24 protein-coding genes are annotated in these 23,322 nt (G+C 29.2%); 15 read left to right on the forward strand and 9 right to left on the reverse strand.

Going from position 1 to position 23,322, the window contains the following annotated elements; genetic code table 11:
• Positions 1 to 15: 15 nt before the first annotated feature.
• Entirely contained in the window at positions 16 to 1,323 is a 1,308-nt protein-coding gene (locus DS884_RS11955) for a leucine-rich repeat domain-containing protein (RefSeq protein ID WP_113786911.1), read from the forward strand.
• Positions 1,324 to 1,394: 71 nt separating this feature from the next.
• On the opposite strand, the gene clpX is transcribed toward DS884_RS11955, so the two are convergent.
• The 4 genes from clpX to DS884_RS11975 form a co-directional block, all read right to left on the reverse strand.
• Positions 1,395 to 2,633 carry an ATP-dependent Clp protease ATP-binding subunit ClpX gene (gene clpX, locus DS884_RS11960; protein WP_093870251.1) on the reverse strand — a complete coding sequence of 413 codons (1,239 nt, stop codon included), beginning with the start codon at positions 2,631 to 2,633 and terminating at the stop codon, positions 1,395 to 1,397.
• A 79-nt stretch (positions 2,634 to 2,712) separates the two neighbouring features.
• The gene (clpP, locus tag DS884_RS11965) at positions 2,713 to 3,372 is read right to left on the reverse strand and encodes an ATP-dependent Clp endopeptidase proteolytic subunit ClpP (RefSeq protein WP_093870250.1); all 660 of its coding nucleotides are present in this window, start codon (positions 3,370 to 3,372) and stop codon (positions 2,713 to 2,715) included.
• A gap of 124 nt (positions 3,373 to 3,496) precedes the next feature.
• Positions 3,497 to 4,828: a trigger factor gene (gene tig, locus DS884_RS11970; protein ID WP_093870249.1), complete on the reverse strand. Its 1,332-nt coding sequence runs from the start codon at positions 4,826 to 4,828 to the stop codon at positions 3,497 to 3,499.
• A 140-nt stretch (positions 4,829 to 4,968) separates the two neighbouring features.
• Complete coding sequence (locus DS884_RS11975) at positions 4,969 to 5,316, reverse strand: phage holin family protein (protein ID WP_113786932.1); 348 nt, start codon at positions 5,314 to 5,316, stop codon at positions 4,969 to 4,971.
• A gap of 444 nt (positions 5,317 to 5,760) precedes the next feature.
• Between DS884_RS11975 and DS884_RS11980 the strand changes: the two genes are divergently transcribed.
• Together DS884_RS11980 and DS884_RS11985 are read left to right on the forward strand one after the other, a co-directional pair.
• Positions 5,761 to 6,324: a Crp/Fnr family transcriptional regulator gene (locus DS884_RS11980; protein ID WP_113786912.1), complete on the forward strand. Its 564-nt coding sequence runs from the start codon at positions 5,761 to 5,763 to the stop codon at positions 6,322 to 6,324.
• Positions 6,325 to 6,387: 63 nt separating this feature from the next.
• On the forward strand, positions 6,388 to 6,966 hold the full coding sequence (locus DS884_RS11985) for an NAD(P)H-dependent oxidoreductase (RefSeq protein ID WP_113786913.1): 579 nt from the start codon (positions 6,388 to 6,390) through the stop codon (positions 6,964 to 6,966).
• Positions 6,967 to 6,982: 16 nt separating this feature from the next.
• Here the strand turns inward: DS884_RS11985 and DS884_RS11990 are convergent, their stop codons facing one another.
• Positions 6,983 to 7,354, reverse strand: a complete 372-nt coding sequence (locus DS884_RS11990) for a hypothetical protein (protein ID WP_113786914.1) — start codon at positions 7,352 to 7,354, stop codon at positions 6,983 to 6,985.
• Between the two features lie 144 nt (positions 7,355 to 7,498).
• Between DS884_RS11990 and DS884_RS11995 the strand changes: the two genes are divergently transcribed.
• Entirely contained in the window at positions 7,499 to 7,756 is a 258-nt protein-coding gene (locus DS884_RS11995) for a hypothetical protein (protein ID WP_113786915.1), read from the forward strand.
• 140 nt (positions 7,757 to 7,896) lie between these two features.
• Here DS884_RS11995 and DS884_RS12000 read toward each other — a convergent pair whose 3' ends face one another.
• Together DS884_RS12000 and DS884_RS12005 are read right to left on the reverse strand one after the other, a co-directional pair.
• Positions 7,897 to 8,667 carry an alpha/beta fold hydrolase gene (locus DS884_RS12000; RefSeq protein WP_113786916.1) on the reverse strand — a complete coding sequence of 257 codons (771 nt, stop codon included), beginning with the start codon at positions 8,665 to 8,667 and terminating at the stop codon, positions 7,897 to 7,899.
• A 34-nt stretch (positions 8,668 to 8,701) separates the two neighbouring features.
• Positions 8,702 to 9,418, reverse strand: coding sequence for a pyridoxine 5'-phosphate synthase (locus DS884_RS12005; protein ID WP_093870243.1), 717 nt, complete (start codon positions 9,416 to 9,418; stop codon positions 8,702 to 8,704).
• A gap of 82 nt (positions 9,419 to 9,500) precedes the next feature.
• On the opposite strand from DS884_RS12005, the gene DS884_RS12010 reads away from it, so the two are divergent.
• The 8 genes from DS884_RS12010 to murI all read left to right on the forward strand — a co-directional run bounded on the left by DS884_RS12010 (position 9,501) and on the right by murI (position 17,471).
• Positions 9,501 to 10,160, forward strand: a complete 660-nt coding sequence (locus DS884_RS12010) for a CBS domain-containing protein (protein ID WP_093870242.1) — start codon at positions 9,501 to 9,503, stop codon at positions 10,158 to 10,160.
• A 31-nt stretch (positions 10,161 to 10,191) separates the two neighbouring features.
• The gene (locus DS884_RS12015) at positions 10,192 to 11,088 is read left to right on the forward strand and encodes an NAD kinase (RefSeq protein WP_113786917.1); all 897 of its coding nucleotides are present in this window, start codon (positions 10,192 to 10,194) and stop codon (positions 11,086 to 11,088) included.
• Positions 11,089 to 11,195: 107 nt separating this feature from the next.
• Positions 11,196 to 11,876, forward strand: coding sequence for a DUF6089 family protein (locus DS884_RS12020; RefSeq protein ID WP_113786918.1), 681 nt, complete (start codon positions 11,196 to 11,198; stop codon positions 11,874 to 11,876).
• 4 nt (positions 11,877 to 11,880) lie between these two features.
• Entirely contained in the window at positions 11,881 to 12,633 is a 753-nt protein-coding gene (locus DS884_RS12025) for an isoprenyl transferase (RefSeq protein WP_113786919.1), read from the forward strand.
• Positions 12,626 to 15,193 (forward strand): outer membrane protein assembly factor BamA, encoded by a 2,568-nt coding sequence (bamA, locus tag DS884_RS12030; RefSeq protein ID WP_093870238.1) that lies wholly within the window; start codon positions 12,626 to 12,628, stop codon positions 15,191 to 15,193. The genes DS884_RS12025 and bamA overlap by 8 nt, the downstream gene beginning before the upstream one ends.
• 62 nt (positions 15,194 to 15,255) lie before the next feature.
• On the forward strand, positions 15,256 to 16,047 hold the full coding sequence (locus DS884_RS12035; protein WP_093870237.1) for an OmpH family outer membrane protein: 792 nt from the start codon (positions 15,256 to 15,258) through the stop codon (positions 16,045 to 16,047).
• A gap of 39 nt (positions 16,048 to 16,086) precedes the next feature.
• On the forward strand, positions 16,087 to 16,596 hold the full coding sequence (locus tag DS884_RS12040) for an OmpH family outer membrane protein (protein ID WP_093870236.1): 510 nt from the start codon (positions 16,087 to 16,089) through the stop codon (positions 16,594 to 16,596).
• Positions 16,597 to 16,676: 80 nt separating this feature from the next.
• Positions 16,677 to 17,471: a glutamate racemase gene (murI, locus tag DS884_RS12045; protein WP_113786920.1), complete on the forward strand. Its 795-nt coding sequence runs from the start codon at positions 16,677 to 16,679 to the stop codon at positions 17,469 to 17,471.
• Here the strand turns inward: murI and DS884_RS12050 are convergent.
• Together DS884_RS12050 and DS884_RS12055 are read right to left on the reverse strand one after the other, a co-directional pair.
• Positions 17,468 to 18,442 carry a type IX secretion system membrane protein PorP/SprF gene (locus DS884_RS12050; protein WP_093870234.1) on the reverse strand — a complete coding sequence of 325 codons (975 nt, stop codon included), beginning with the start codon at positions 18,440 to 18,442 and terminating at the stop codon, positions 17,468 to 17,470. The two genes, murI and DS884_RS12050, sit on opposite strands and share 4 nt — an antisense overlap.
• Positions 18,443 to 18,625: 183 nt before the next feature.
• A complete protein-coding gene (locus DS884_RS12055) occupies positions 18,626 to 19,465 on the reverse strand; it encodes an AraC family transcriptional regulator (protein ID WP_093870233.1) in 840 nt (279 codons plus the stop codon).
• A gap of 145 nt (positions 19,466 to 19,610) precedes the next feature.
• Here DS884_RS12055 and DS884_RS12060 point away from each other — a divergent pair, with 145 nt between their 5' ends.
• From DS884_RS12060 to DS884_RS12070, 3 genes are all read left to right on the forward strand, one after another.
• Positions 19,611 to 20,540, forward strand: a complete 930-nt coding sequence (locus DS884_RS12060) for a dihydrodipicolinate synthase family protein (protein WP_093870232.1) — start codon at positions 19,611 to 19,613, stop codon at positions 20,538 to 20,540.
• 77 nt (positions 20,541 to 20,617) lie between these two features.
• Positions 20,618 to 22,222, forward strand: coding sequence for an aldehyde dehydrogenase (NADP(+)) (locus tag DS884_RS12065; RefSeq protein ID WP_113786921.1), 1,605 nt, complete (start codon positions 20,618 to 20,620; stop codon positions 22,220 to 22,222).
• A 91-nt stretch (positions 22,223 to 22,313) separates the two neighbouring features.
• The gene (locus tag DS884_RS12070; RefSeq protein WP_113786933.1) at positions 22,314 to 23,321 is read left to right on the forward strand and encodes a 4-hydroxyproline epimerase; all 1,008 of its coding nucleotides are present in this window, start codon (positions 22,314 to 22,316) and stop codon (positions 23,319 to 23,321) included.
• Position 23,322 lies beyond the last annotated feature (1 nt).

A 23,322-nucleotide genomic window follows, 5' to 3' on the forward strand; every position in this document is an offset into this window, starting at 1 on the left:
AAATTCTATACATTTATGAAATTAATTAATACTTTTTGTATTTCAATCTTATTTACAATCAGTTTATTTTCGCAGGAAACAATTATAATACCTGATATTGGTTTTGAAGAGGCTTTAATAGATTTAAACATTGATACTAACGGTTTAAATGGAAATATTTTAGTTAGTGATGCACGATATGTTGTAAACCTAAATATTAATACTCCTTTGGATAATAAATTATTACCTAATGTTAATTCTAAAATAAAAAGTTTATCAGGTATTGAACACTTTCCAAACTTAAAACGTTTAGATTGTTATGGTAATGAAATTACTAAACTAGACCTTTCTAAAAACACTGAAATTACTTTTTTAAACTGTAGTGATAACAAAATTGAAACTTTAGATTTAAGCAACAATCCAAATTTATTTTCTGTAAGTTGTGACAACAATAAATTAATCTCTTTAAAACTTGGCGATAAACCTACTATGAGGGATTTATATTGTAATGACAATAAACTTACTGAACTAAATATTAAAAATTGTACTGCTTTAGAAAACTTTGATGCAAGTAATAATAAGCTTCAAAAAATTCTAATTAACAAAGAAACCTATTCTAAATATTCAGAAGGTTGGTATAAGGATAGCTCAGTAGCTTATCTTGAAAACATGGAAGCTAGCGCACCTATACAAATTACTAAAGTAGAAAGTACTCCTAAAACGACTAGCACACCAAAAACTATTACGACTGAAAAAAGTAATCAATCTACTGAAACAGCGGCTAACTATTATGAAAAGTTTCAACTATCAGTAATTACAGAATATGACAAATTACTTTTAGCTCCTTCTCATCTTGATAACAAGAAACTTGAAGTTCAACAAAAATATAGTTTAGATGGTAGTCAATTTAGTCAATGGATAGCTGAATATTCAAATTTAACTAACACTAACAAAACTGTTATAAAAACGAATACTGCTGTTTATTTTTCAAAGTTTAAACATTTAGCCGTTAATGAATATGAAAAATTAGTTTTAAACCCTTCGTATTTACAAAGTAAAAAAGAAGAAATACAACAAAAATATAATTTAAACCCTGGTGATCTTACTAAATGGATAGATCAGTTTGGTACTCCTTCTTTAAAAGCAAAAACAGCACCTCAAAAAGAAAGTACTGAAAGCTATTATTTGAAATTTAAAAAATCTGTTGTTGGTGAATATGAAAAATTAGTTTTAAACCATTCATATACACAAAGTGTTAAAAGTAAAATACAGCAGAAGTATAACATAACTGCTGCTCAGCTTTCAGAATGGATAGTTAAACATAGTAAAGTTAAAGCGCTTTAAAAAGCACATTTTTTAACATAAAAAAGCCTCATTTTTAATAAAATGAGGCTTTTTTTTATTGTTTTTTTTACTTAAGAAGCTGCTCTTAATTTTGTTAAAGCATTTTTAGTAAGTTTATTTTCTGCATACGCTACGTCAACAATAAATTCTTTGTCATCTGTACTTGGAAGCTCAAACATGGCATCTGTTAAAATAGCCTCACATAATGATCGTAAACCACGTGCTCCTAATTTATATTCAACAGCTTTTCCTACAATAAACATTAATGCTTCTTCTGTCATAGAAAACTCTACATCATCCATCGCAAATAACTTGGTGTATTGTTTAATAATCGAGTTTTTAGGCTCTGTTAAAATAGCACGTAATGTTTTAGCGTCTAACGGATTCATATAACTTAACACTGGCAAACGACCTATAATTTCAGGTATTAAACCAAAGTTTTTTAAATCTGAAGGAATAATGTATTGTAGTAAATTACTTTCATCAACCTTATCTTCATCTATAGAAGCACTGTACCCAACAGCTTGCATATTTAAACGCTTACTTATAATTCTATCAATTCCAGAAAAAGCTCCTCCTGCTATAAATAAAATATCTTTAGTATTAACTTCTATAAATTTTTGTTCAGGGTGCTTTCGTCCACCTTTAGGTGCAACATTTACAACAGCTCCTTCTAAAAGCTTTAATAAAGCTTGTTGCACACCTTCTCCTGAAACATCTCTAGTAATTGATGGATTATCTCCTTTACGAGCTATTTTATCTATTTCATCAATAAAAACAATTCCTCGTTCAGCTTTTTCTACATCATAGTCAGCAGCTTGTAATAAACGACTTAAAATACTCTCTACATCTTCTCCTACGTATCCTGCTTGCGTTAAAACAGTAGCGTCTACTATTGAAAATGGAACATTTAACATTTTAGCAATTGTACGTGCTACTAATGTTTTACCTGTTCCTGTTTCACCAACTAAAACAATATTTGACTTTTCAATTTCAACTTCATTCTCATCATCTTTAGTTTGCAATAATCTTTTGTAATGATTATATACAGCTACAGACATTGACTTTTTAGTTTGACTTTGACCTATGATATATTCATCTAAAAAAGCTTTAATATCTTTTGGCTTTTTTAAGGTTAAATCACTTGATAAGCTACTCGTTTTAGCTTCTGCTACTTCCTCTTCAACTATTCCATGAGCTTGTTCAATACACTTATCACAAATATGTGCATCTAAACCTGCTATTAATAAATCTGTTTCTGGTTTTTTTCTACCACAAAAGGAACATTGTAAGTTTTCTTCTTTCGACATTATTCTTGCTTTATTGTATTGTTGTCGTTATTTAAATAAGAATATTACTATACTTCTTTATTTATAATAACTTCAGAAATTATTTTCTAGTTAAAATTTCATCAACCATTCCATATGCTTTTGCTTCATCAGCTTTCATCCAATAATCTCTATCAGAATCTTCATGAACTTTATCAAAAGGTTGCCCAGAGTGGTGAGAAATAATATTATATAATTCTGTTTTTAATTTTCCTATTTCTTTTACTGTTATTTCCATATCAGAAGCTTGCCCTTGAGCCCCTCCTAATGGTTGGTGAATCATGATACGTGAATGAGGTAAAGCTGAACGTTTACCTTTTTCTCCAGCACACATTAATACAGCTCCCATAGATGCTGCCATACCTGTACAAATTGTAGCTACATCTGGTTTTATAAACTGCATCGTATCGTAAATTCCTAAACCAGCATATACTCCTCCTCCTGGAGAATTAATATATATTGAAATATCTTTAGTAGCATCCACACTTTCTAAAAATAATAATTGCGCTTGAATTACATTCGCTACTTGATCATTAATACCAGTACCTAAAAATATAATTCTATCCATCATTAAACGAGAAAAAACATCCATTTGCGTAATGTTTAACTGGCGCTCTTCCATAATATATGGCGTTAAGCTACTAGTTACTTTACCTAAGTATGTACTATTTATTCCATGATGCTTTGTTGCGTATTTTTCAAACTCTTTTCCGTAATCCATTGTAAAATGTTTTTCTGGTTATAAAGATGTAAATATAAGAACATTTACATTAATATTATAGCCATCTTTTGTAACAAAAAAACCTGAACAATATGTTCAGGTTTTTAAACAATGCTATTGTTTTTTATTTTTTATCTACGTTGTAAACTTCTTTAATGAAATCTTCATAAGATACTTCTTTAGTATCAAATTTCATATTTCCTTTAAAGAAAGTTACTAATTTTTGAGACATTAATTGTTCTTGTAAACGACGTGCTTCATCTTGATTAGATAAAATTCTTCCTGCGATTTCATCTAACTCTTTTTCTTCAGGATTAGCATTACCAAACTGAGCCATTTGAGTTCTTATAAAACCTTTAGCATAATCAGTTAACTCTGCATAATCTAATTTAATATCGTTATCTTTCATAATCTTTCCTTCGATTAATTGATAACGTAATCCTTTTTCAGACTTTTCATATTCAGCTACAGCTTCTTCAGCAGTTAATTGCTTTTCACCTGCAGTTTGTAACCATTTTTGTAAAAACTCTTTAGGTAAATCAAACTTAGTATTTTCTACTAAAGTTTCAGTTACTGAGTTTAATAATTGTTGATCTGCTTGTTGTTGAAATTGCTTTTCTGCGTCTTCTTTAATTTTATCTTTTAAATCAGTAACAGTTTTAACACTTCCATCAGCAAAAAGTTTTTCAAATAACTCTTGATCTAATTCTGCTTTTTCTGTAACATTAATTTCTTCAACAGTAAATGTTACTTTTACATCTAAGTCATGTGCTTCATCATGAGAAACTCCTAAAATTTGCTCTAACTTATGGTCATCAGCAAAAAGCTTTTTAGTTTCTAATTCAACAACATCACCAACTTTGGTTCCTATTAATTTTTTTTCGTTTTTCTTTCCTTTTAAATCGTTAACTAAAAAAGTAGCTTTTTTGTTAATTTCTTTTTCTTCGTTAACAAAAGTTCCTGTAACATTTGAATGCTCTTCTGCTACTTCTTGAGTTATAACATTACCGTAACGGCTTTGAATATTCTCAACTTCTTTTTCAATTAATTCATCAGTAGCAACAATATTATATTGCTTTACTTTTTTAGATTTTAAATCTACATCAAATTCTGGCGCTAACCCTAACTCAAATTCGAAAGAAAATTGTTCAGAATCCCAAGAAAAGTTTTCATTTACTTTTGGTAATGGATTACCTAAAATATCTAACTTCTCTTCTACTAAAAATTTATTTAACGATTCTTGTAAAAGCTTGTTTACTTCATCAATCATTACAGATTTACCATATTGCTTCTTTACCATTCCCATTGGTACATTACCTTTCCTAAATCCTGGAATGTTAGCTGTCTTACGGTAATCGTTTAATATTTTTGTTACTTTTTCTTTATAATCGTCTGCAACAATATCAACTTTTACAACTGCATTTAATGCATCTACGTTTTCTTTTGTTATGTTCATCTTAAAATCTGTTTCTTTAAAATCGGGTGCAAAATTACTACTTTTCTTATTGAGAACCAAGTCTTTTAACCATAAGAATAAAGACTTGCTGTTTATTTTTCAAGACTTATATCTTGATATTAAATTTTTAATTTACTTTTTTATTTTTTTTCTTCTTTCATTAGAGAGAATAAAAACGATCTAAAAACTGACAATAATACACTAAATATTAATGCCGTAAAAAATCCACTTACTACAAAACCACTTACTAATTTACCTGCCAAAATTATAATTATTGCATTAATAACAAATAAAAACAACCCAAGAGTTATTATAGTTGCTGGTAACGTAAAAAATATAAGAAGAGGTTTTACAAACATATTTAATAATGAAATTGTTATGGAAACAATAAATGCTGTTACATAATTAGTAACTGTAATTCCTGGTAAAATTGCAGCCAACACAATTACCGCTATGGCTGTTAGTAGTAATTTTAAAAATATTTTCATTTTTTCTTTTATCAATGTTAATACAGTAGAACTTATAGAATACTAATATTGCACTTCTTAAAGTCATCTACTATTGTTTAATTATAGTCCATAATCATACCAAATAATTTTTACTGCTCTTTTGGCAGTTTTTTATTATGACTAAAAAAATTATTAGTTTTTGTAATATTCTTTCTTTTAAGAATACCAATTATAATATATCCTCAAAATTAAATTAATTCAAAAAAGAAAATTATGTATTATTTTATTTTACTATTAGTTTCAATATTTTTCATTTTTAAATCAGAAAAAGCTAAAACCTCAAAAAAAATATATTCTTCAATCTATATTTGTTTAATATGTATAACTTTTTTATATAACTCTGGTGAAGTTATAGGTCAGTTTATTTACAATATAATACACTAAATCATCTATATTTGTTTAGATAAAGTAACATTTTTGTAAATGAAAAAACATCTTGAATCATATAATATTCTTACAAATCAAGAAATTGAAACATTTTTAAATTTAGTTACCTACAAAAAATTAAGTAAGGGTGATTTTTTTATCAAAGAAGGTGCTATATGTAAAGAAGTGGCTTTTGTAATATCCGGTATTTTCAGGTCATTTTATTACTCTTCTACCGAAGAAGAAGTTACTTACTGTTTTTTATCAGAAAATTCATTTATTACTGCATATTCATCTTTTATCACACAAACAAAAACAACAGAAAGTATTCAGGCATTGACAGATATTGAATTATATTCAATATCAAAAAACCAACTTTCTAAACTTGAAGAATCAAGTACTAACTGGTTGCGCCTTTTTAAGCTTTTTGCTGAACAGGAGTACATTAATTTAGAAAAAAGAATTTTTCTTTTGCAAAAAGAAAGTGCAGAAAAACGATACAAGGAACTACTTAACACTCATCCAGACTATCTTCAATCAATCCCATTAAGCCATCTTGCTTCTTATTTAGGAATTACACAAAGACATTTAAGTAGAATAAGAAGGTCTGTTCATAATTAGACAAATGTCCTTTTTTTAATTTTAAAGCATACGTTTCTTTGTTATCAAACAATAAAGAAACAAATGAAACAGATTTTACTCATAAATGGACATCCTGACAAACAAAGTTTCAATCATGCTTTATGTGATTCGTATAAAAAAGGGACAAAAAAAACAAATGTAATAATTGATCAAATTAACATAGTAGATTTAAATTTTAATTCAAATTTAAAATTTGGCTACAGGAAAAGAACAGAACTGGAACCTGATTTAATAAATGCGATTAATAAAATTAAAAAAGCAGATCATATTGTTTGGTTTTTTCCTTTATGGTGGGCAGGCTACCCTGCTATTATGAAAGGCTTTATAGACAGGGTTTTTTTGCCTGGTATAACTTTTGAACCTGTAAATGGAAAACCTTTTCCTAAAAAACTTTTAAAAGGAAAAACAGCAAGAATTGTAATTACCTCAGATACTCCTAGTTGGTATGACTATTTATTTATGAAAAGACCAGCAATTAATCAATTCAAAAAAGGAACTCTTCAGTTTTGCGGTATAAAACCTGTTAAAATCACTTATTTATCCGTTATTAAAAATTCAACAGAAAAACATCGAGATAAATGGCTTAATAAACTATATAGCTTAGGTGAAAAATTAAAATAACTACTAAAATAACTTTTTAATTAATTATACTTTTCACTTGATTTGAAAGTACACTTCTCACCTCATTGTCTTCTAAAAGTAACTCAATGAGGTGCTCTTTTATTTGATATTGTAACTTTTGATTTTTATAATCAGATTCTGGCTCTCTCGTTATATCATTTAAAATCATACTCCCTTTTCCAGTTAACAACCATGTTGGATTTATATCAGGGAAAGAATTTAGAATTTTGTTTAACACATTACTTTTAAATGAGGCTTTTCTTCTTATAGCTGTACCTATCGAATTATTAGACACCTCAATCCTATCTTCAAAAGACTTAATATTCAGATTATTATAATCAATAATCTGCTCTACTCTTTTATATGTCTGATCAATAAAATCACTCATTAAAAATAACTTTTTTCTAAATTTATTTTAATTTTGTTTTTCTAATTAGAATTTTGTTTGTAGATTTGTAGTATCATAAGTACAAAACACGTACAAATATAAATTAAAAGTGCTGTATTTTACTAAAAAACAACTGTAGTTTTTATGATAACAACAATGCAACGAAAAGAATTAGAAAAAATTAAACCTCCCAAATACAGGGAAAGAGTTAAAGAATACCTAATGGAGAATGATTATGATTTTTCATTAGAAACTATACAGAAAGTATATTCTGGAAAAAGAAACAACTTGGTAATAGCTAAGGCTATCACAATAGTTTTTAACAATCATATGAATGAAAAGCTATTAATCAACAACTCTATAAGTAATATAGCTAATCAAATTAAAAATAACGCAGATTGAAGGTATCCCTTGAATTTTCCTCTTAAAGCAGATACGGAGGGGCGCTAACGGGGTGGGTTATTTAATTTTCCTGCCTCGTTTTTTTTAGTGAAAATCATCAACTAACAAAATTCTAAAAACGCACTTTTCTCATCGCTTAATTAATCCAATAAAAAACCTATTACTTCTTGATAAAAATCATTTGGATTTTCAGCATGCAACCAATGCCCAGCATTTTTTATTGTTTGAATTATAGATTTTGGAAAATGAGCCATTATTAAAGGTTCATCTTCTTTAGAAATATAACCAGAGTTCTCTCCTGATAAAAATAATGTTTCACCTTCAAAAACAGTAAACGAAGGTAATGCTACTCCTACTTCATTATTATTCTCCGTTAACGATTTCAAATTAAAACGATAATCTAATTTTCCTTTCTCTTTCCAATAAAGACTTTTTAATAAAAACTGACGAACTCCAGCTTGCGGTATTAATTCTGCTAATTTCTCATCAACCAATTTTCTAGAATTCTGAATAGTAAAATCAACGGAATTTAATGCTACTAAAATATCATTATGATGTGGTGGGTAAGTTTTTGGTGAAATATCAGCTATTATTAATTTATCAACTAACTCATCATATTCAGTAGCAAACAACATTGCAGTCTTCCCTCCCATGGAATGCCCTAATAAATGTAGCTTTTCTATTTTATGATATTCAATATAAGCTAGTAAATCTTCTACCATTAATTCATATTCAAAAAAATCTGAATGAAAGCTTCGTCCATGGTTTCGTTGATCTATTAGATGTACTTCAAAACCGTCATTAGCCAGTTTATTAGCGTGACTTTTCCAATTATCTCCCATACCAAAATAGCCATGCAAAATAATTAACGGTATTCCCTCTCCTACAATTCGTGAATGTAAAATTTCCATACTTATGAAATTATGGTAAAAAACTTCATTTAAACTAACTTTGCAATTTATGTAAATACATATTTACAACATTCTGAATACCTAAATATATACTCTCAGAAATTAATGCATGTCCTATAGAAACTTCTGCTAAATTTGGAATGTTTTGTTTAAAAAACTGAATGTTTTCTAAATTTAAATCATGTCCTGCGTTGATTCCTAAACCTAAATCATGAGCTAAAACCGCAGCTTTAGTATATGGCTTTATAGCTTCAGTATTCCCTTTTTCAAATCCACTAGCAAAATCTTCTGTATACAACTCTATTCTATCTGCTCCAGTTTTTGCCGCTGCTTCTATTAATTTTGAATCTGTATCTATAAAAATAGAAGTTCTAATTCCTTCTTTTTTAAATTCTGAAATTACTTCTTGTAAATATGATTGGTGCTTAACAGTATCCCATCCTGCATTAGATGTAAGTACATTTTCTCCATCCGGAACTAAAGTTACTTGCGTTGGCTTAATTGCTAACACCAAATCCATAAACTGCTTAATTGGATTTCCTTCAATATTGTACTCAGTAGTAACGATAGACTTTAAATCATAAGCATCCTGATAACGTATATGTCGCTCATCTGGCCTTGGGTGGATAGTTATTCCTTCAGCACCAAAATCTTGAACATCTTGTGCTACCTTAAGTAAGTTAGGTACATTACCTCCTCTTGAGTTACGTAATGTTGCAATTTTATTTATATTTACACTTAACTTTGCCATTACTGTTTAAGTTTTATTTTAAGCTATATATTATTATGAGCAAAAGTAATTGATTAAATCATTTTAACCTATATTCGTACTAATGAATATTAACGATTTTATATTAAACGAAATTAAAGAGCTTGGCTTAAAAGATACGGTAAGTAGTGCTCAAGATTTATTTAAAAATTTACCTATAACACATATTCCAGTTATTGAAAACGGAAAACTTATAGGTTGTTTACCTGAAAGTGATATTCAAACTATTGAAAATAAAAATGGTAGTATAAAAGAATATGACTACCTACTAGATCATTTTTACACTAATGAAAGAGCTACCTTACTTGATTTAGTTACTTTATTTGCTGACAATGATTGTAATTTAATTCCTGTTTTAAACAACGAGTTAAACTATGTAGGATATTATGAGCTAGGTGATATTTTAGATGCATTTGCTGATAGCCCTTTTTTACATTTAGAAAGTGAAACTTTAATTATTCAAAAAGGGAAAAGTGAACACTCTATGAGTCAAATTTCTCAAATAGTTGAAAGTAATAATGGAAAATTATTAGGTATGTATATGTCTCATGAAGGGCAAGATAACATCCAAGTAACATTAAAAGTATCATCAACAGAAATAAATGAAATCATTCAAACTTTTAGGAGATATGATTACACTGTAGTAACACAACATGATGATGATTTTTACATTGAAGAACTTAAAGATAGAGCTAGATATTTGAGAAAATATCTAGACATGTAACTTTCATAATTATAACTAACATTATCAAAAAGTGAAAAAAGTAGCCATATACGGACAAGCGTATACTATTTCTGCTGAAAAGGAAATAAAAATTTTGCTTGCTGTTTTAAAGAAATACAATATTGTTGTTTTTTTTGAACAAAAATTTTACGACTTGTTAATTGAAAACAAATCACTTGAAAAAAAATACCCAACCTTTTCTCACTTTAATGATTTGTCAGATTCTTTTGATCTATTGTTTACTATTGGAGGTGACGGAACTTTTTTACGAGCAATTACATATGTTCGTAATTTAGATATCCCTATGATGGGTATAAACACTGGTAGATTAGGCTTCTTAGCTACCATACAAAAAGACCAAATAGAAGAATCTATTGAGCTTTTACTAAAAAAAGAGTATTCTATTCAAGAAAGAACTCTTTTACAAATTGAGACCACTCCTACAACAGAAGAGTTTTCAGAATTAAATTTTGCTTTAAATGAAATAACAATCGCGCGTAGAAACACAACTTCTATGATTGGGATAAAAACTTACTTAAATAATGAATATTTAACAAACTATTGGGCAGATGGTTTAATTATATCAACACCAACAGGATCAACTGGCTACTCTTTAAGTTGCGACGGACCAGTAATCTTACCAAACTCTAAAAGTTTAGTTATTACCCCCATTGCTCCTCACAACCTAAATGCCCGACCAATGGTAATACCCGATAACACCTCAATTCAACTAGAAGTTAGCGCAAGAGAAAAAGACTATTTAATATCTTTAGATTCTAGAATAACTACTGTAGATCAAAAAACAACAATCCGAATAAAAAAAGCTCCTTTTACTATTAAAAGTATTCTACCAAAAAATCAATCCTACATAAAAACACTTAGAGGTAAACTATTATGGGGAGAAGACACAAGAAATGAAGCTTTATAAAATATACTATCCACAATAAATCTTCAAAAAAAAAGTTAATCAAAAAAGACAGATTATTAACTTTTTAAAGCAAATTCAATTCCCTATATTTGCACGCTATTTTTATAATGAAAAAACAAATTTTATTCATATTATTTTCAATTGCTTCAATTGTTTCACAGGCTCAAAGCCATGAAATAGGGGTCTTGTTAGGGGGCTCAAACTTCATAGGTGACATAGGAAGAACTAACTATATTTACCCAAATAAAATAGGCGGTGGTATAATATATAAGTACAATTTGAATCCTAGAATAGCACTTAGGGGTACTTATACATACATCCCTGTATCTGCTAAAGATAGTGATGCTGAGAATGCATTTAGACAAAATAACGGAAGAACTTTCTCTAATAACATACACGAATTTGCAGCTGGTATTGAATTTAATTTTTATGACTACAACATAGGTGATCACCGAACTAGTTATACTCCTTATATTTTTGCTGAAGTAGCTACTTTTAACTATAAAAGTCCAGCTAGAGCAATTTCTAACAACATTATTGAATTAAAAAACAAATTCTCTTATTCAGCCCCAGTAGGTATAGGTATAAAAGGATTACTAGTTAATAATCTAGCTATTGCTTTTGAAATAGGTGCTAGATTTACTTTTGCCGATGATATAGATTATAGCACTCCTGACATAAGCTCTCTTAATTTTGGAGGTAATGGAAATGATTGGTATGTCTTTTCTGGTTTATCAATAGTTTATACCTTTGGCAAACCACAATGTTATAACGGATTAACCGAATAAAAATATGGAAGAAAAACTACGAAGCATTAATTTACATAAGAAACCTAATCATATAGCCATTATAATGGATGGTAATGGTAGATGGGCTAAAGGTAAAGGGATGCAACGTGTTTTTGGGCATAGAAATGCCTTAACTGCAATTAGAGAAACTGCTGATACAGCTTCTGATTTAGGCGTAAAATTTTTAACATTGTATGCTTTTTCTACTGAAAACTGGAATAGACCAAAATTTGAAGTAGATGCATTGATGAGCCTATTAGTAACTACTCTTAAAAAAGAATTACCTGAGTTCATAAAAAAAGATGTTAAAATCAATTCAATAGGAAACATAAGTAGTTTGCCTAAAAATGCTCAGAAGGTTTTAGCACATGTAATTGAAAGCACAAAAAACAATAAGAAAATAACATTAACATTTGCCTTAAGCTATGGATCAAGGGAAGAAATTGTTAATGCTATCAAAAACATATCTAAAAAAGTTGTTAATAACGAGCTAGATGTTGAAAAAATTAACGAAAAAGTTATAAATAATCATTTATATACATTTAATTTGCCCGACGTTGATTTAATGATACGTACAAGTGGGGAACAAAGGATTAGTAATTATTTACTGTGGCAAATGGCATACGCAGAACTTTACTTTACTGAAGTACTTTGGCCAGATTTTAGAAAAGAGCATCTATTTGATGCAATAATAGATTACCAAAATAGGGAAAGACGATTTGGAAAAACAAGTGAACAGATTGAAAGCGATGAATAAATATTCATATTTAATAGCATTATTTATTACTACTTTTATAACAGTAAATGCTCAAAGTCAAGACATAATAGTTAAAGACAGTACCAAAACAAATGGTGTTATTCCTTACGAAAAAGGAAAAGATTATATACTAGGAGGCATAACTGTTACTGGACTTCAAAAATTCAGCGAACAAACTGTTAGAATTTATACTGGTCTAGTAAATGGACAACCAGTAAAACTTCCAGGTGATAAACTTACAAGTGCTATAAAAAAACTGTATGAAAGTAAACAATTTAGTGAAGTAGATGTATACTTATCTAAGTTAGATGGAAATACAGTATACCTTCAATTTGATGTAACTGAACTCCCACAACTATCAAATGTAGTTATTACTGGTGTAAGCAAATCAAAAGCAAAAGATATTAGAAAAGAGACTGAGTTAAAAAAAGGTATGATGGTAACTGACAACCTTATTGTAACTACTCGTAATTATATTAAGAAAAAATATACAGATAAAGGGTATTTAAAAACAAAAGTATCATTAGAAACTAAAAAAGATACTTCTGATGTAAATGCCATTAGTATGAAAATTTTTATAGATAGAGGTAATCGTATAAAAATTAAAGAAATTAACTTTACTGGTAACAAAGCTATGTCAGCTGGTGCTTTAAGAAGTGCTATGAAAAACACCAAGCGTAAGTTTTTTGGTCGTTTTTGGAAATCATCAAAATATATTTTAGAAGACTATAAAAAAGATCTTGAAAATATACTTGAAAAGTATAGCGAAAAAGGATATAGAGATGCTAGAATATTATCAGATAAAGTAACCTGGAATGATGACAATACTATTAACCTTGAAATAAAGTTAGAAGAAGGTCGCCAATATCGTTTCGGAGATATTTTATTCGTAGGAAATAAAAATTATACTGATTCTCAACTACAAAACTTATTACGTATTGAAAAAGGAGATGTTTACAATGGAAAAGTATTGAAAGAACGTATTTCTGGAGATGGTACACCAAGCTCTCAGGATATCCAAACACTTTATCATAATAATGGGTATTTATTTTCTCAAATAAACGCTGTTGAAACTAAAGTTAAAAATGATTCAATTACAGTTGAAGTTCGAATTAGAGAAGATGAACAAGCAACAATAAAAAAAGTAACTGTTGTTGGAAATGATAAAACTAATGACCATGTTATTTTTAGAGAATTACGTGTAAAGCCAGGAGACTTATTTAGTCGTCAAAACATTATACGTTCTATCCGTGAAATTGGTCAATTAGGATTCTTTGACACCAATGTTACTCCTAATGTTACTCCTAATTATCAAGATAAAACTGCTAATATTGAATTCTCTGTCGCTGAAAAAGGTGGTAGCCAGATAGAATTACAAGGCGGTTATGGTGGTGGCTCATTTATTGGTACTTTAGGTTTATCTTTTAATAATTTTTCTATAAGAAACATTTTCAATAAAGAGGCCTATAAACCTTTACCTATGGGTGACGGACAAAGTCTATCACTACGTTTACAAGCAAGTAGAACTTTTAATACATATAGTTTTTCTTTTACTGAGCCATGGTTAGGTGGTAAAACTCCACAATCTTTATCGTTTTCTGTATATCTGTCAAATCAATATAGGTATAACTTTACTACCAACTCAGTTAATAAAGATGAAAGCTTGAGTATTATTGGTGCTTCTATTGGTTTAGGTAAACGTTTAAAATGGCCTGATGATTACTTTACATTATCTCAAAACATTAGTTACCAACGTATAGACTTACAAAATTACGGATACAGAGTAGGTTCATCAAATGCAGTTTTAAGTGAAGGTGATTTAAATAACTTAGCTTATACAGCTGCTTTAAGCCGTAATTCAACAGGACCTAGTTTAATTTTCCCTACTTATGGTTCAGAGTTTACTATTAGAGCAAAAGCAACGCTTCCTTATTCTTTAATTAATGGTAAAGATTATACAAGACCTTCTGATTTAATTCAAGGATCTCCAGAAGAACAAGCATATTTTGCTGATAAATATAAATGGTTAGAGTATTATAAACTTTCTGCAAAAGGAAAATGGTATACTGAATTAGCTAAAAAATTAGTATTAATGTCTAATTTTGAAATAGGGTATTTAGGAAGTTATAATAGTAATTTAGGCTTAACACCAGTTGAAAGATATTTTGTAGGTGGTGATGGTATTGCTCAAGGGCAATTAGATGGAAGAGAAACAATTGGTTTAAGAGGTTATGAAAATAATAGAATATCATCTATTGATGGTGGTTCTATATATAATAAATTTCAGTTAGAAGTTCGTTATTCAATAACAGATAAACCATCTGCATCTATTTATACTTTAGGTTTTTTAGAGGCTGGAAATTCATATGACAATTTTAGCAATTTTAATCCGTTTAGGTTAAAGCGTTCAGCTGGAGTAGGTGTTCGTATCTTTATGCCTGCTTTTGGGTTATTAGGAATCGATTTCGCACATGGATTTGATCCTTTACCTGGGTTAGAAGGTATAAACGCTTTAAAATCTGGTTGGCAAACACATTTTATTATTGGAAGACAGTTCTAAAACCTTACATTTGTAATGTGTCTGGTTTTTGGCACGGTTTTTTCTAAACACATTATACAAAGATGAAAAAAAACATTTTATCAGTAGTTCTTTTACTTTTAGTCGCAACCTCTTTTGCACAAAAAAATCAACGTATTGCATATATTGATATGGAATATATTCTGCAGAATATTCCTGAATATATTGAAGCTCAAAATTCATTAAATGCAAAAGTTGATAAGTGGAAAAAAAAATTAGATAAAGAGGCTCGTAATATTGAAGTTTTGAAAACTGATCTTGTTAATGAAAAAGCCATTTTAACTAAAGATTTAATTGAGGAACGTGAAGAAGATATTAAGATAAAACAAGAATCACTCAGAAGGTTAGAATCTTTATATTTTGGTCCAAACGGTGATATGTATAATTTTAGAAAGCAATTAATAAAACCCGTACAAGATCAAGTATATAATTCAGTACAAACTATTGCTTCTAGAAAGAAATACGATTTTGTTTTTGATAAATCTTCTGATTTAGTAATGCTTTACTCTAACAAGAAACACGACATTAGTAATCTTGTAGTAAAAATGATCAATATAGATCAAAAAAAGCAAGCTAAAAAAGATAAAATAGCTGCTAAGAAAGAACTATTAAAAAATGGTGACTTAAGCGAAAAACAACAGCAAATAGCCGCTAAAAAAGCTGCTTTGAAACAAAAGAAACTTTCTGAAAGAGAAGAAAGAATAAAGAAAATTGAAGAAAAAAGAAAAGCGCGTTTAAAAGCTAGAGCAGAAAAAAGAAAACTATTAAAAGAGAAAAGAGATGCATTAAAAAAAGCGCAAGAAGAAAAGAAAAAACAACAAGAAGAAAACAAATAAATCAAGAATAAAGACAATAATTAAATTAAAACAACAGAGATGAAACATTTAAAAACGTTATTATTAGTTGCAATTTTTACAGTTGGATTAGGTGGTGTAGCTAACGCACAAAAAACTGCACATATAAATACTGATAAATTATTAGCTGAAATGCCTGCAACCAAAGCAATGAAAGCAGAGCTTGAAAAGTTAAATAAAACGTACCGTGATGATATTGAAACAATGTACAAAAAACTTGAAGCTAAATATAAAAAATACGACGCAGAAGGGAAAAGCCAAACTTTAGAAGTTAATCAAAAGAGAGCTGCTGAAATTCAACAAGAAAGAGCTAAAATTTCTCAAGCTGAACAAGCTGCTGGAAAAGAAATGCAAAAAAAATATCAAGAAAAAACTATTCCAATTTTAAAGAAAGCAGAAGATGCTATTAAAGCTGTAGCTGCTGAAAAAGGAATTATTTATGTATTTGATGCTGCTCCAGGTAAAGGATTAATCGTTTACGATAAAGGTGAAAATATTTACAATGCTGTAAAAGCTAAATTAGGTTTCTAATACATTGTAGTACTTAATTTAACAAAAGATAATTTTTAAAACCTGCTTTAATAAAGCAGGTTTTTTATTTTTGTAATATCATGAAAGCACAATCTCAAAATCCAATAGGCATATTTGATTCAGGTGTAGGAGGAACTTCAATTTGGAAAGAAATTCAACTTTTAATGCCTAATGAAAATACTATATATCTATCTGATAGTAAAAACGCCCCATACGGTTATAAATCAGAAGAGAAAATAATTGAATTGTCAATTAAAAATACTGAATATTTATTAGAAAAAAATTGTAAAATCATAGTAGTTGCTTGCAATACTGCTACAACAAATGCTATAAAAATATTAAGACAAAAATATGATGTCCCTTTTATTGGTATAGAACCAGCAATAAAACCAGCATCACTTCAAACAAATACTAATACTATAGGTATTTTAGCTACTAAAGGGACATTAAATAGTGAATTATTTGAAAAAGCATCATCTAATCTAGAAGATAATATCACGGTTATAGAACAGGTTGGTGAAGGTTTAGTAAATTTAATTGAAAAGGGAGAAATTAATTCTCCTGACATGAATAAATTACTTACTAAATATCTAACACCAATGATTAAAAAAAATGCAGATTGCATTGTTTTAGGTTGTACTCATTACCCATATTTAAAAGATTTAATTAAAAAAATTGTAGGTAATAAAATAGAAATAATAGACTCAGGACTTGCAGTTGCTAAACAAACAAAGCATGTATTAAGTAAGCATAAATTACTATTACAAAGTAATAATACTCCTACTTATCAATTCTATATTAACAAAAATAAATCTACACTTAGTTATTTTTTAAAACAATATCCTAATAGTATTATTAAAGAATTGGATTTTTAAAAACTACCATTTATATTTGGACAAGCAGAAGCTCTTCTTTTTCTACATAAGATATCTATACCTAGTGATATTTGATGAAAATTACCATTAGAAAAAGTAATATCACCAGTTTGTTTTGTGTATGTATATGCTATCATGTATTTTTTGTAATTAACTCCAACTATTGGTGTAACGTAATGAGCATCACCAAATACAGTACCATCAAAACTTCTTCTATAAGAAATTGCTGCCCACAATTGAGTGTTTGAGAATTTCTTATAAGCTTTTAAGTTAATATCAGCAATCTTCTCTCCTGTTTGATCTTTGTATTGAAACATAAAAGAAGGTTCAAACTGTACATTATTTTCATCACCAAAGAAATAACCAGCTCCCAAAATATAATTTCTAAGGTTAAATGATTCAAAATTTGAATTCAATTTATTTTTTGCAGATAATAAAATATTCTTTACTGTAAAATATGATGAAAAGCCTTTATAATGGTATGCCATACCAAAATCTGCATTAAAGTAAAAACTACTTTCTACAACCTGACTTACTGCAGGATCGTTAAAAAACCCCGTTTGATCTACTTCATTTTGAACCGCTGAAAATGATAAACCAAATGAAACTTGATTAAATAAATTCTCGTTTCCTAAATCTAAATGATATGCATAAGTACCTTGAACAGCTTTTTGAGAATGATATCCATTTTTATCATTAAATAGCACAAATCCGTAACCTGCTTTTGAATTATCTCCAGCTCTACTGTGAAAACTTAATGTTTGTAACTCAGGAGAATCTTTAACACCAACCCATTGTTGACGTGCAGTTAATCTTACTTTACCACACTCTCCGATTCCAGCAGAAGCAGGGTGAATCAGAAAGACATTATCTGATAAATAATCTGAATAAATCGGTAAAGTTTCTTGCGCTTTAGTGTGCAAACTCACAAAAAAGATAATCGATAATAAGGATTGTATATATTTTTTCATTAAAATGTAGATAGGACCCCAAATATAAACAACAGAGTCATAAAAATTTGTTAATTTTTTTTAAAAACAAGATTTATTTTCACAAAATACTAGATATGTTTCTAATTAAAGAACCTCAATATTAAAAAGCCCCCAACATAATAAACAGTTAAAATATATATTTCCCTACTTTATTCTAAATATTTAGTAATTAGCTCGATAATCAGACGGAGTAAATCCTTTTATCTCTTTAAATTTTCTATTAAAATTAGATATATTTTTAAATCCAGATTTTTCAGATATTTCTGTTATTAAATATTCTTTATTTTGCAATAATTTACATGCTTTTTCAACTCTAATTTCATTAAGAAATGTAAAATATGTTTTATTTGTTCTTTGCTTAAAATATCTACAAAAAGCATTGGGAGTCATATTTGCTACTTCAGAAACCTCCTCTAAATCTATTTTTTTACTATAATTATTTAAAGTATAATCCATAACCTTTCCCATTCTTTTCCCTTCATTATCTGTATACTTTTTTGTGTACAAAAAAGTGGATAATCGCTCAATATCTGACTTTAAAATAAGCTTAATAATTTTAAGGAAGATTATAAATCTTTCAAAATCATCACTTTTAGGTAAATCTTTAAAACAACTAATTAATTCTTGACTATTGTTCTTAATCTTAAAACTAGTTTTAGCATTATTAAAGAAATATTCTAATTCTTTAAAGTCATCTAAATCAAAAAAAGCATTCCCAAATGATTCTTTTGTAAAAAAAAGCGACATCATAAATGATTTTTTAATGATAGAACTATCGCTTTTAAAAACATGAGGTTGATTTCCTCCTATAACCAAAATAGTATCATCGCAATAATCATTTACAGCATCTCCTACTATTAGAGCACCTTCTCCCTTTACTATATAACAAATTTGAATTTCTTCATGCTGATGTAGTTTATCATAAAAAGAAACTCCTCTATCTTCTTGATAAATAAGTCCTATGTTTTTTGCTTTTGGTATTTTAAAAGGTAATACTTTCATGAGGGTTATTTTTATCAAATCTATTAAATATACACATTATAACCACACAAAAACAAATAACAAGGTAATATAGTATCAACAAGAGATAATAGAATCACGTTTCAATTTTCTTTTTCAATATAAATTTGTAAAAAAAACAATTATAATGAGCATTCAATGGAAAGGCGTTATGCCAGCAGTAACAACAAAATTCACAAATGACGATACACTAGACTTACAAATGTTTGAAGTAAACATTAAAGCTCAGTTAGAAGCTGGTGTAGACGGAATCATTTTAGGTGGAACTTTAGGTGAAGCTTCAACTTTATCTGATGAAGAAAAACGTTTATTAGTTAAAGAAGCAGTTCGCATAGTAGATGGTGCTGTACCAGTTGTTATGAATATAGCTGAACAAACTACAAAAGGAGCTATTGAAGCTGCAAAAAAAGCGAAAGAAGATGGAGCATCAGCTTTAATGATGTTACCTCCTATGCGTTATAAAGCAGATGCAAGAGAAACAGTTGAATTTTTTAAGCAAACTGCTAATTCAACAGATTTACCTATTATGGTATACAACAACCCTGTTGATTATGGAATTGAAGTTACATTAGATATGTTTGAAGAATTATTATCTTCTTGCCCAAATATTCAAGCCGTAAAAGAATCTACAAGAGACATTTCAAATGTTACAAGAATAAAGAATCGTTTTGGAAATAGATTAGCTATTTTAAGTGGTGTTGATACTTTAGCTTTAGAAAGTTTAGTTTTAGGAGCTGATGGTTGGGTTGCTGGTTTAGTTTGTGCTTTTCCTGCAGAAACAGTAGCTATTTATCAATTAATAAAAGCTGGTCAATACAATGAAGCTGTAGCCATTTATCGTTGGTTTTTACCTTTATTAGAATTAGATATTAATGCTAAATTAGTACAAAATATTAAATTAGCTGAAGTTGCAACTGGTATTGGAACAGAAAATGTAAGAGCACCAAGATTACCTTTAATAGGTGAAGAGCGTAAACAAGTACTAGAGATAATTGAGAACGGAGTAAAAAACCGTCCTACATTACCTGATTATAAAAGCTTAGAATTAGCTATTTAACAGATAAGTTGGGGTATAATTACCTCAACTTATAATTATTTTATTTCACAAAAAAGCTTCATTTAAAAAAATAAATTATGATTTCAACCATCACAAAAAGAGTTACAGGAAAGAACCAAATAGGAAATAAACTTTCTGCGGAAGGAAACGTAACTCATAAAACATTCAATCCAAAACTTAATATAGAAAACGATTCTAATTTTTATGAAGCAACTATAGAAGAAGTAAATGAAGCTGTAGAATTAGCCAATGAAGCTTTTGAAGAGTATAAAACTTTTTCAGGCGCTAAGAAAGCAGCTTTTTTATATGCAATAGCTGATGAAATCATGGCATTAGGAGATGATTTAATTCAAACTTATTGTTCAGAATCAGGATTACCTGAAGGACGTGCTATAGGAGAAAGAGGTAGAACAATTTTTCAATTACAATCATTTGCTAAATTGGTAGAAGAAGGTTCATGGATTGACGCTACTATTGACACTGCTATACCAGATAGACAACCATTACCTAAAGCTGACATAAGAAAAATAAACATTCCTATTGGTCCTGTTGTTGTATTTGCCGCTAGTAATTTTCCTTTAGCTTTTTCAACTGCAGGAGGAGATACCGCTAGTGCTCTTGCTGCTGGATGTCCAGTAATTGTAAAATCACACTCTATGCATTCAGGTACTGGTGAGCTAGTAGCTAGTGCTATTATTAAAGCAGCAGAAAAAACTGGAATGCCAAATGGTGTATTTTCAAACATTACCGGAAGCGGAAGAGTTGTTGGTGTAGCTCTAGTTGAACACCCAAATGTAAAAGCTGTTGGTTTTACAGGTAGTATTGCTGGAGGTAGAAGTTTGTTTAACAAAGCAGCTAGTAGAGAAACACCGATTCCTGTATTTGCTGAAATGGGAAGTATTAACCCAGTTATTACTTTACCAGAAGCTTTAAAAACAAGAGGGGAAGAATTAGCTAAGACTTATGCTTCTTCAATTACATTAGGAACAGGTCAGTTTTGTACAAATCCTGGTTTAATTCTAGGAATAGAAAGTGACGATTTTTCAAAATTCATTACTAATTTATCTAATGAAATAGTAAAAATAGACCCTACTTGTATGCTACATCCTAATATTAAAGAATCATACGATGCTAATAAAGAGAATATAATTAGTCAAGACAAAACGCATACTGTTGCCAACTATGCAAATGATACAGAAGCTAATTTTGCAAAACAAGCATTAGCGGTTGTTAATGGTAGTGATTTTATAGAAAACCCGAACCTTCACCAAGAAGTTTTTGGCCCGTTTTCCTTAATAGTAAAATGTAAAGACAAAAAAGAACTAGAAAAAGTTGTGTCGAATCTGGAAGGGCAACTTACTGGAACAATTTTAGGAAATAATTCTGAAATAAATGAGTATAATTATTTACTTTCGCTCTTAAGTAATAAAGTAGGACGTATTATTTTTAATGGAGTTCCTACTGGTGTTGAAGTTTGTTCTTCAATGGTGCATGGAGGCCCTTATCCTTCATCAACAGACCCTAGGTTTACATCTGTTGGAACAAGTTCTATTAAAAGATGGGTAAGACCATTTAGCTATCAAAATTGGCCAAATGAATTATTACCTGAAGAACTAAAGAATGAAAATTCATTAGGTATATCAAGGTTAGTTAACGACAAAATTACTAACGGAAAAATTTAATATACTGACCTATACTCCTCACTAAAGGAAAAGCTTAGAAGGGTGTTTTTCCTTAAGGGGAGTTAGGTTGGGGTTAAAAAAGATATATTTAATGAGAAAAACTTTTTTTTGTGTAGATGCACATACATGTGGTAACCCAGTAAGAGTTGTTGCTGGTGGCGGCCCTAATTTAAAAGGCTCAAATATGAGCGAAAAACGTCAACATTTCCTTAAAGAATATGATTGGATTAGGAAAGGTTTAATGTTTGAACCTAGAGGTCATGATATGATGAGTGGTTCAATACTTTTCCCTCCTCACAATCCGGAAAATGATTTTGCAATTTTATTTATTGAAACTTCTGGCTGTTTACCAATGTGTGGACATGGAACTATCGGTACAATAACTATAGCTATTGAAGAAGGGTTAATTACGCCAAAAATTCCTGGAAAAATAAAAATGGAAGCCCCTGCTGGTTTAGTTGAAATAGAATACCAACAAACGGGTAAAAAAGTTGATTGGGTTCGATTAACAAATGTAAAAAGTTATTTAGCTGCCGAAGGATTAACGATTGAATGTCCTGAATTAGGAGAAATTACTTTTGATGTTTCTTATGGAGGAAATTATTATGCTATTGTAGATCCTCAAAAAAACTTTAGTGGTATTCATGATTTTACAGCTTCAAAAATAATTCAATATTCACAAGTTGTTCGTGATAGAATTAATAAGAAATATCCTGACATGTTTATTCATCCTGAAAATGATACCATTAGAGATGTAACTCATATGTTGTGGACTGGTAATCCTATTGACCCGACTTCATCAGGCAGAAATGCAGTTTTTTATGGTAATAAAGCAATTGATAGAAGCCCATGTGGAACAGGAACTTCAGCTAGAATAGCACAACTTCATGCCAAAGGTAAATTAAAACAAGGTGAACAGTATATTCATGAAAGTTTTATTGGTAGTAAATTTATAGGTTGTGTAGAAAAAGAAACAACTTTAAATGGTAAAAAAGCAATTATACCAAGCATCCAAGGTTGGGCTAAAGTTTATGGTTATAATAATATAATAATTGACGATGAAGACGATCCATATGCACATGGATTCCAAGTTATATAGT

Origin of the sequence: Tenacibaculum sp. E3R01 (assembly GCF_003318185.1) — a bacterium.
In the GTDB taxonomy this organism is placed as follows: domain Bacteria; phylum Bacteroidota; class Bacteroidia; order Flavobacteriales; family Flavobacteriaceae; genus Polaribacter; species Polaribacter halocynthiae.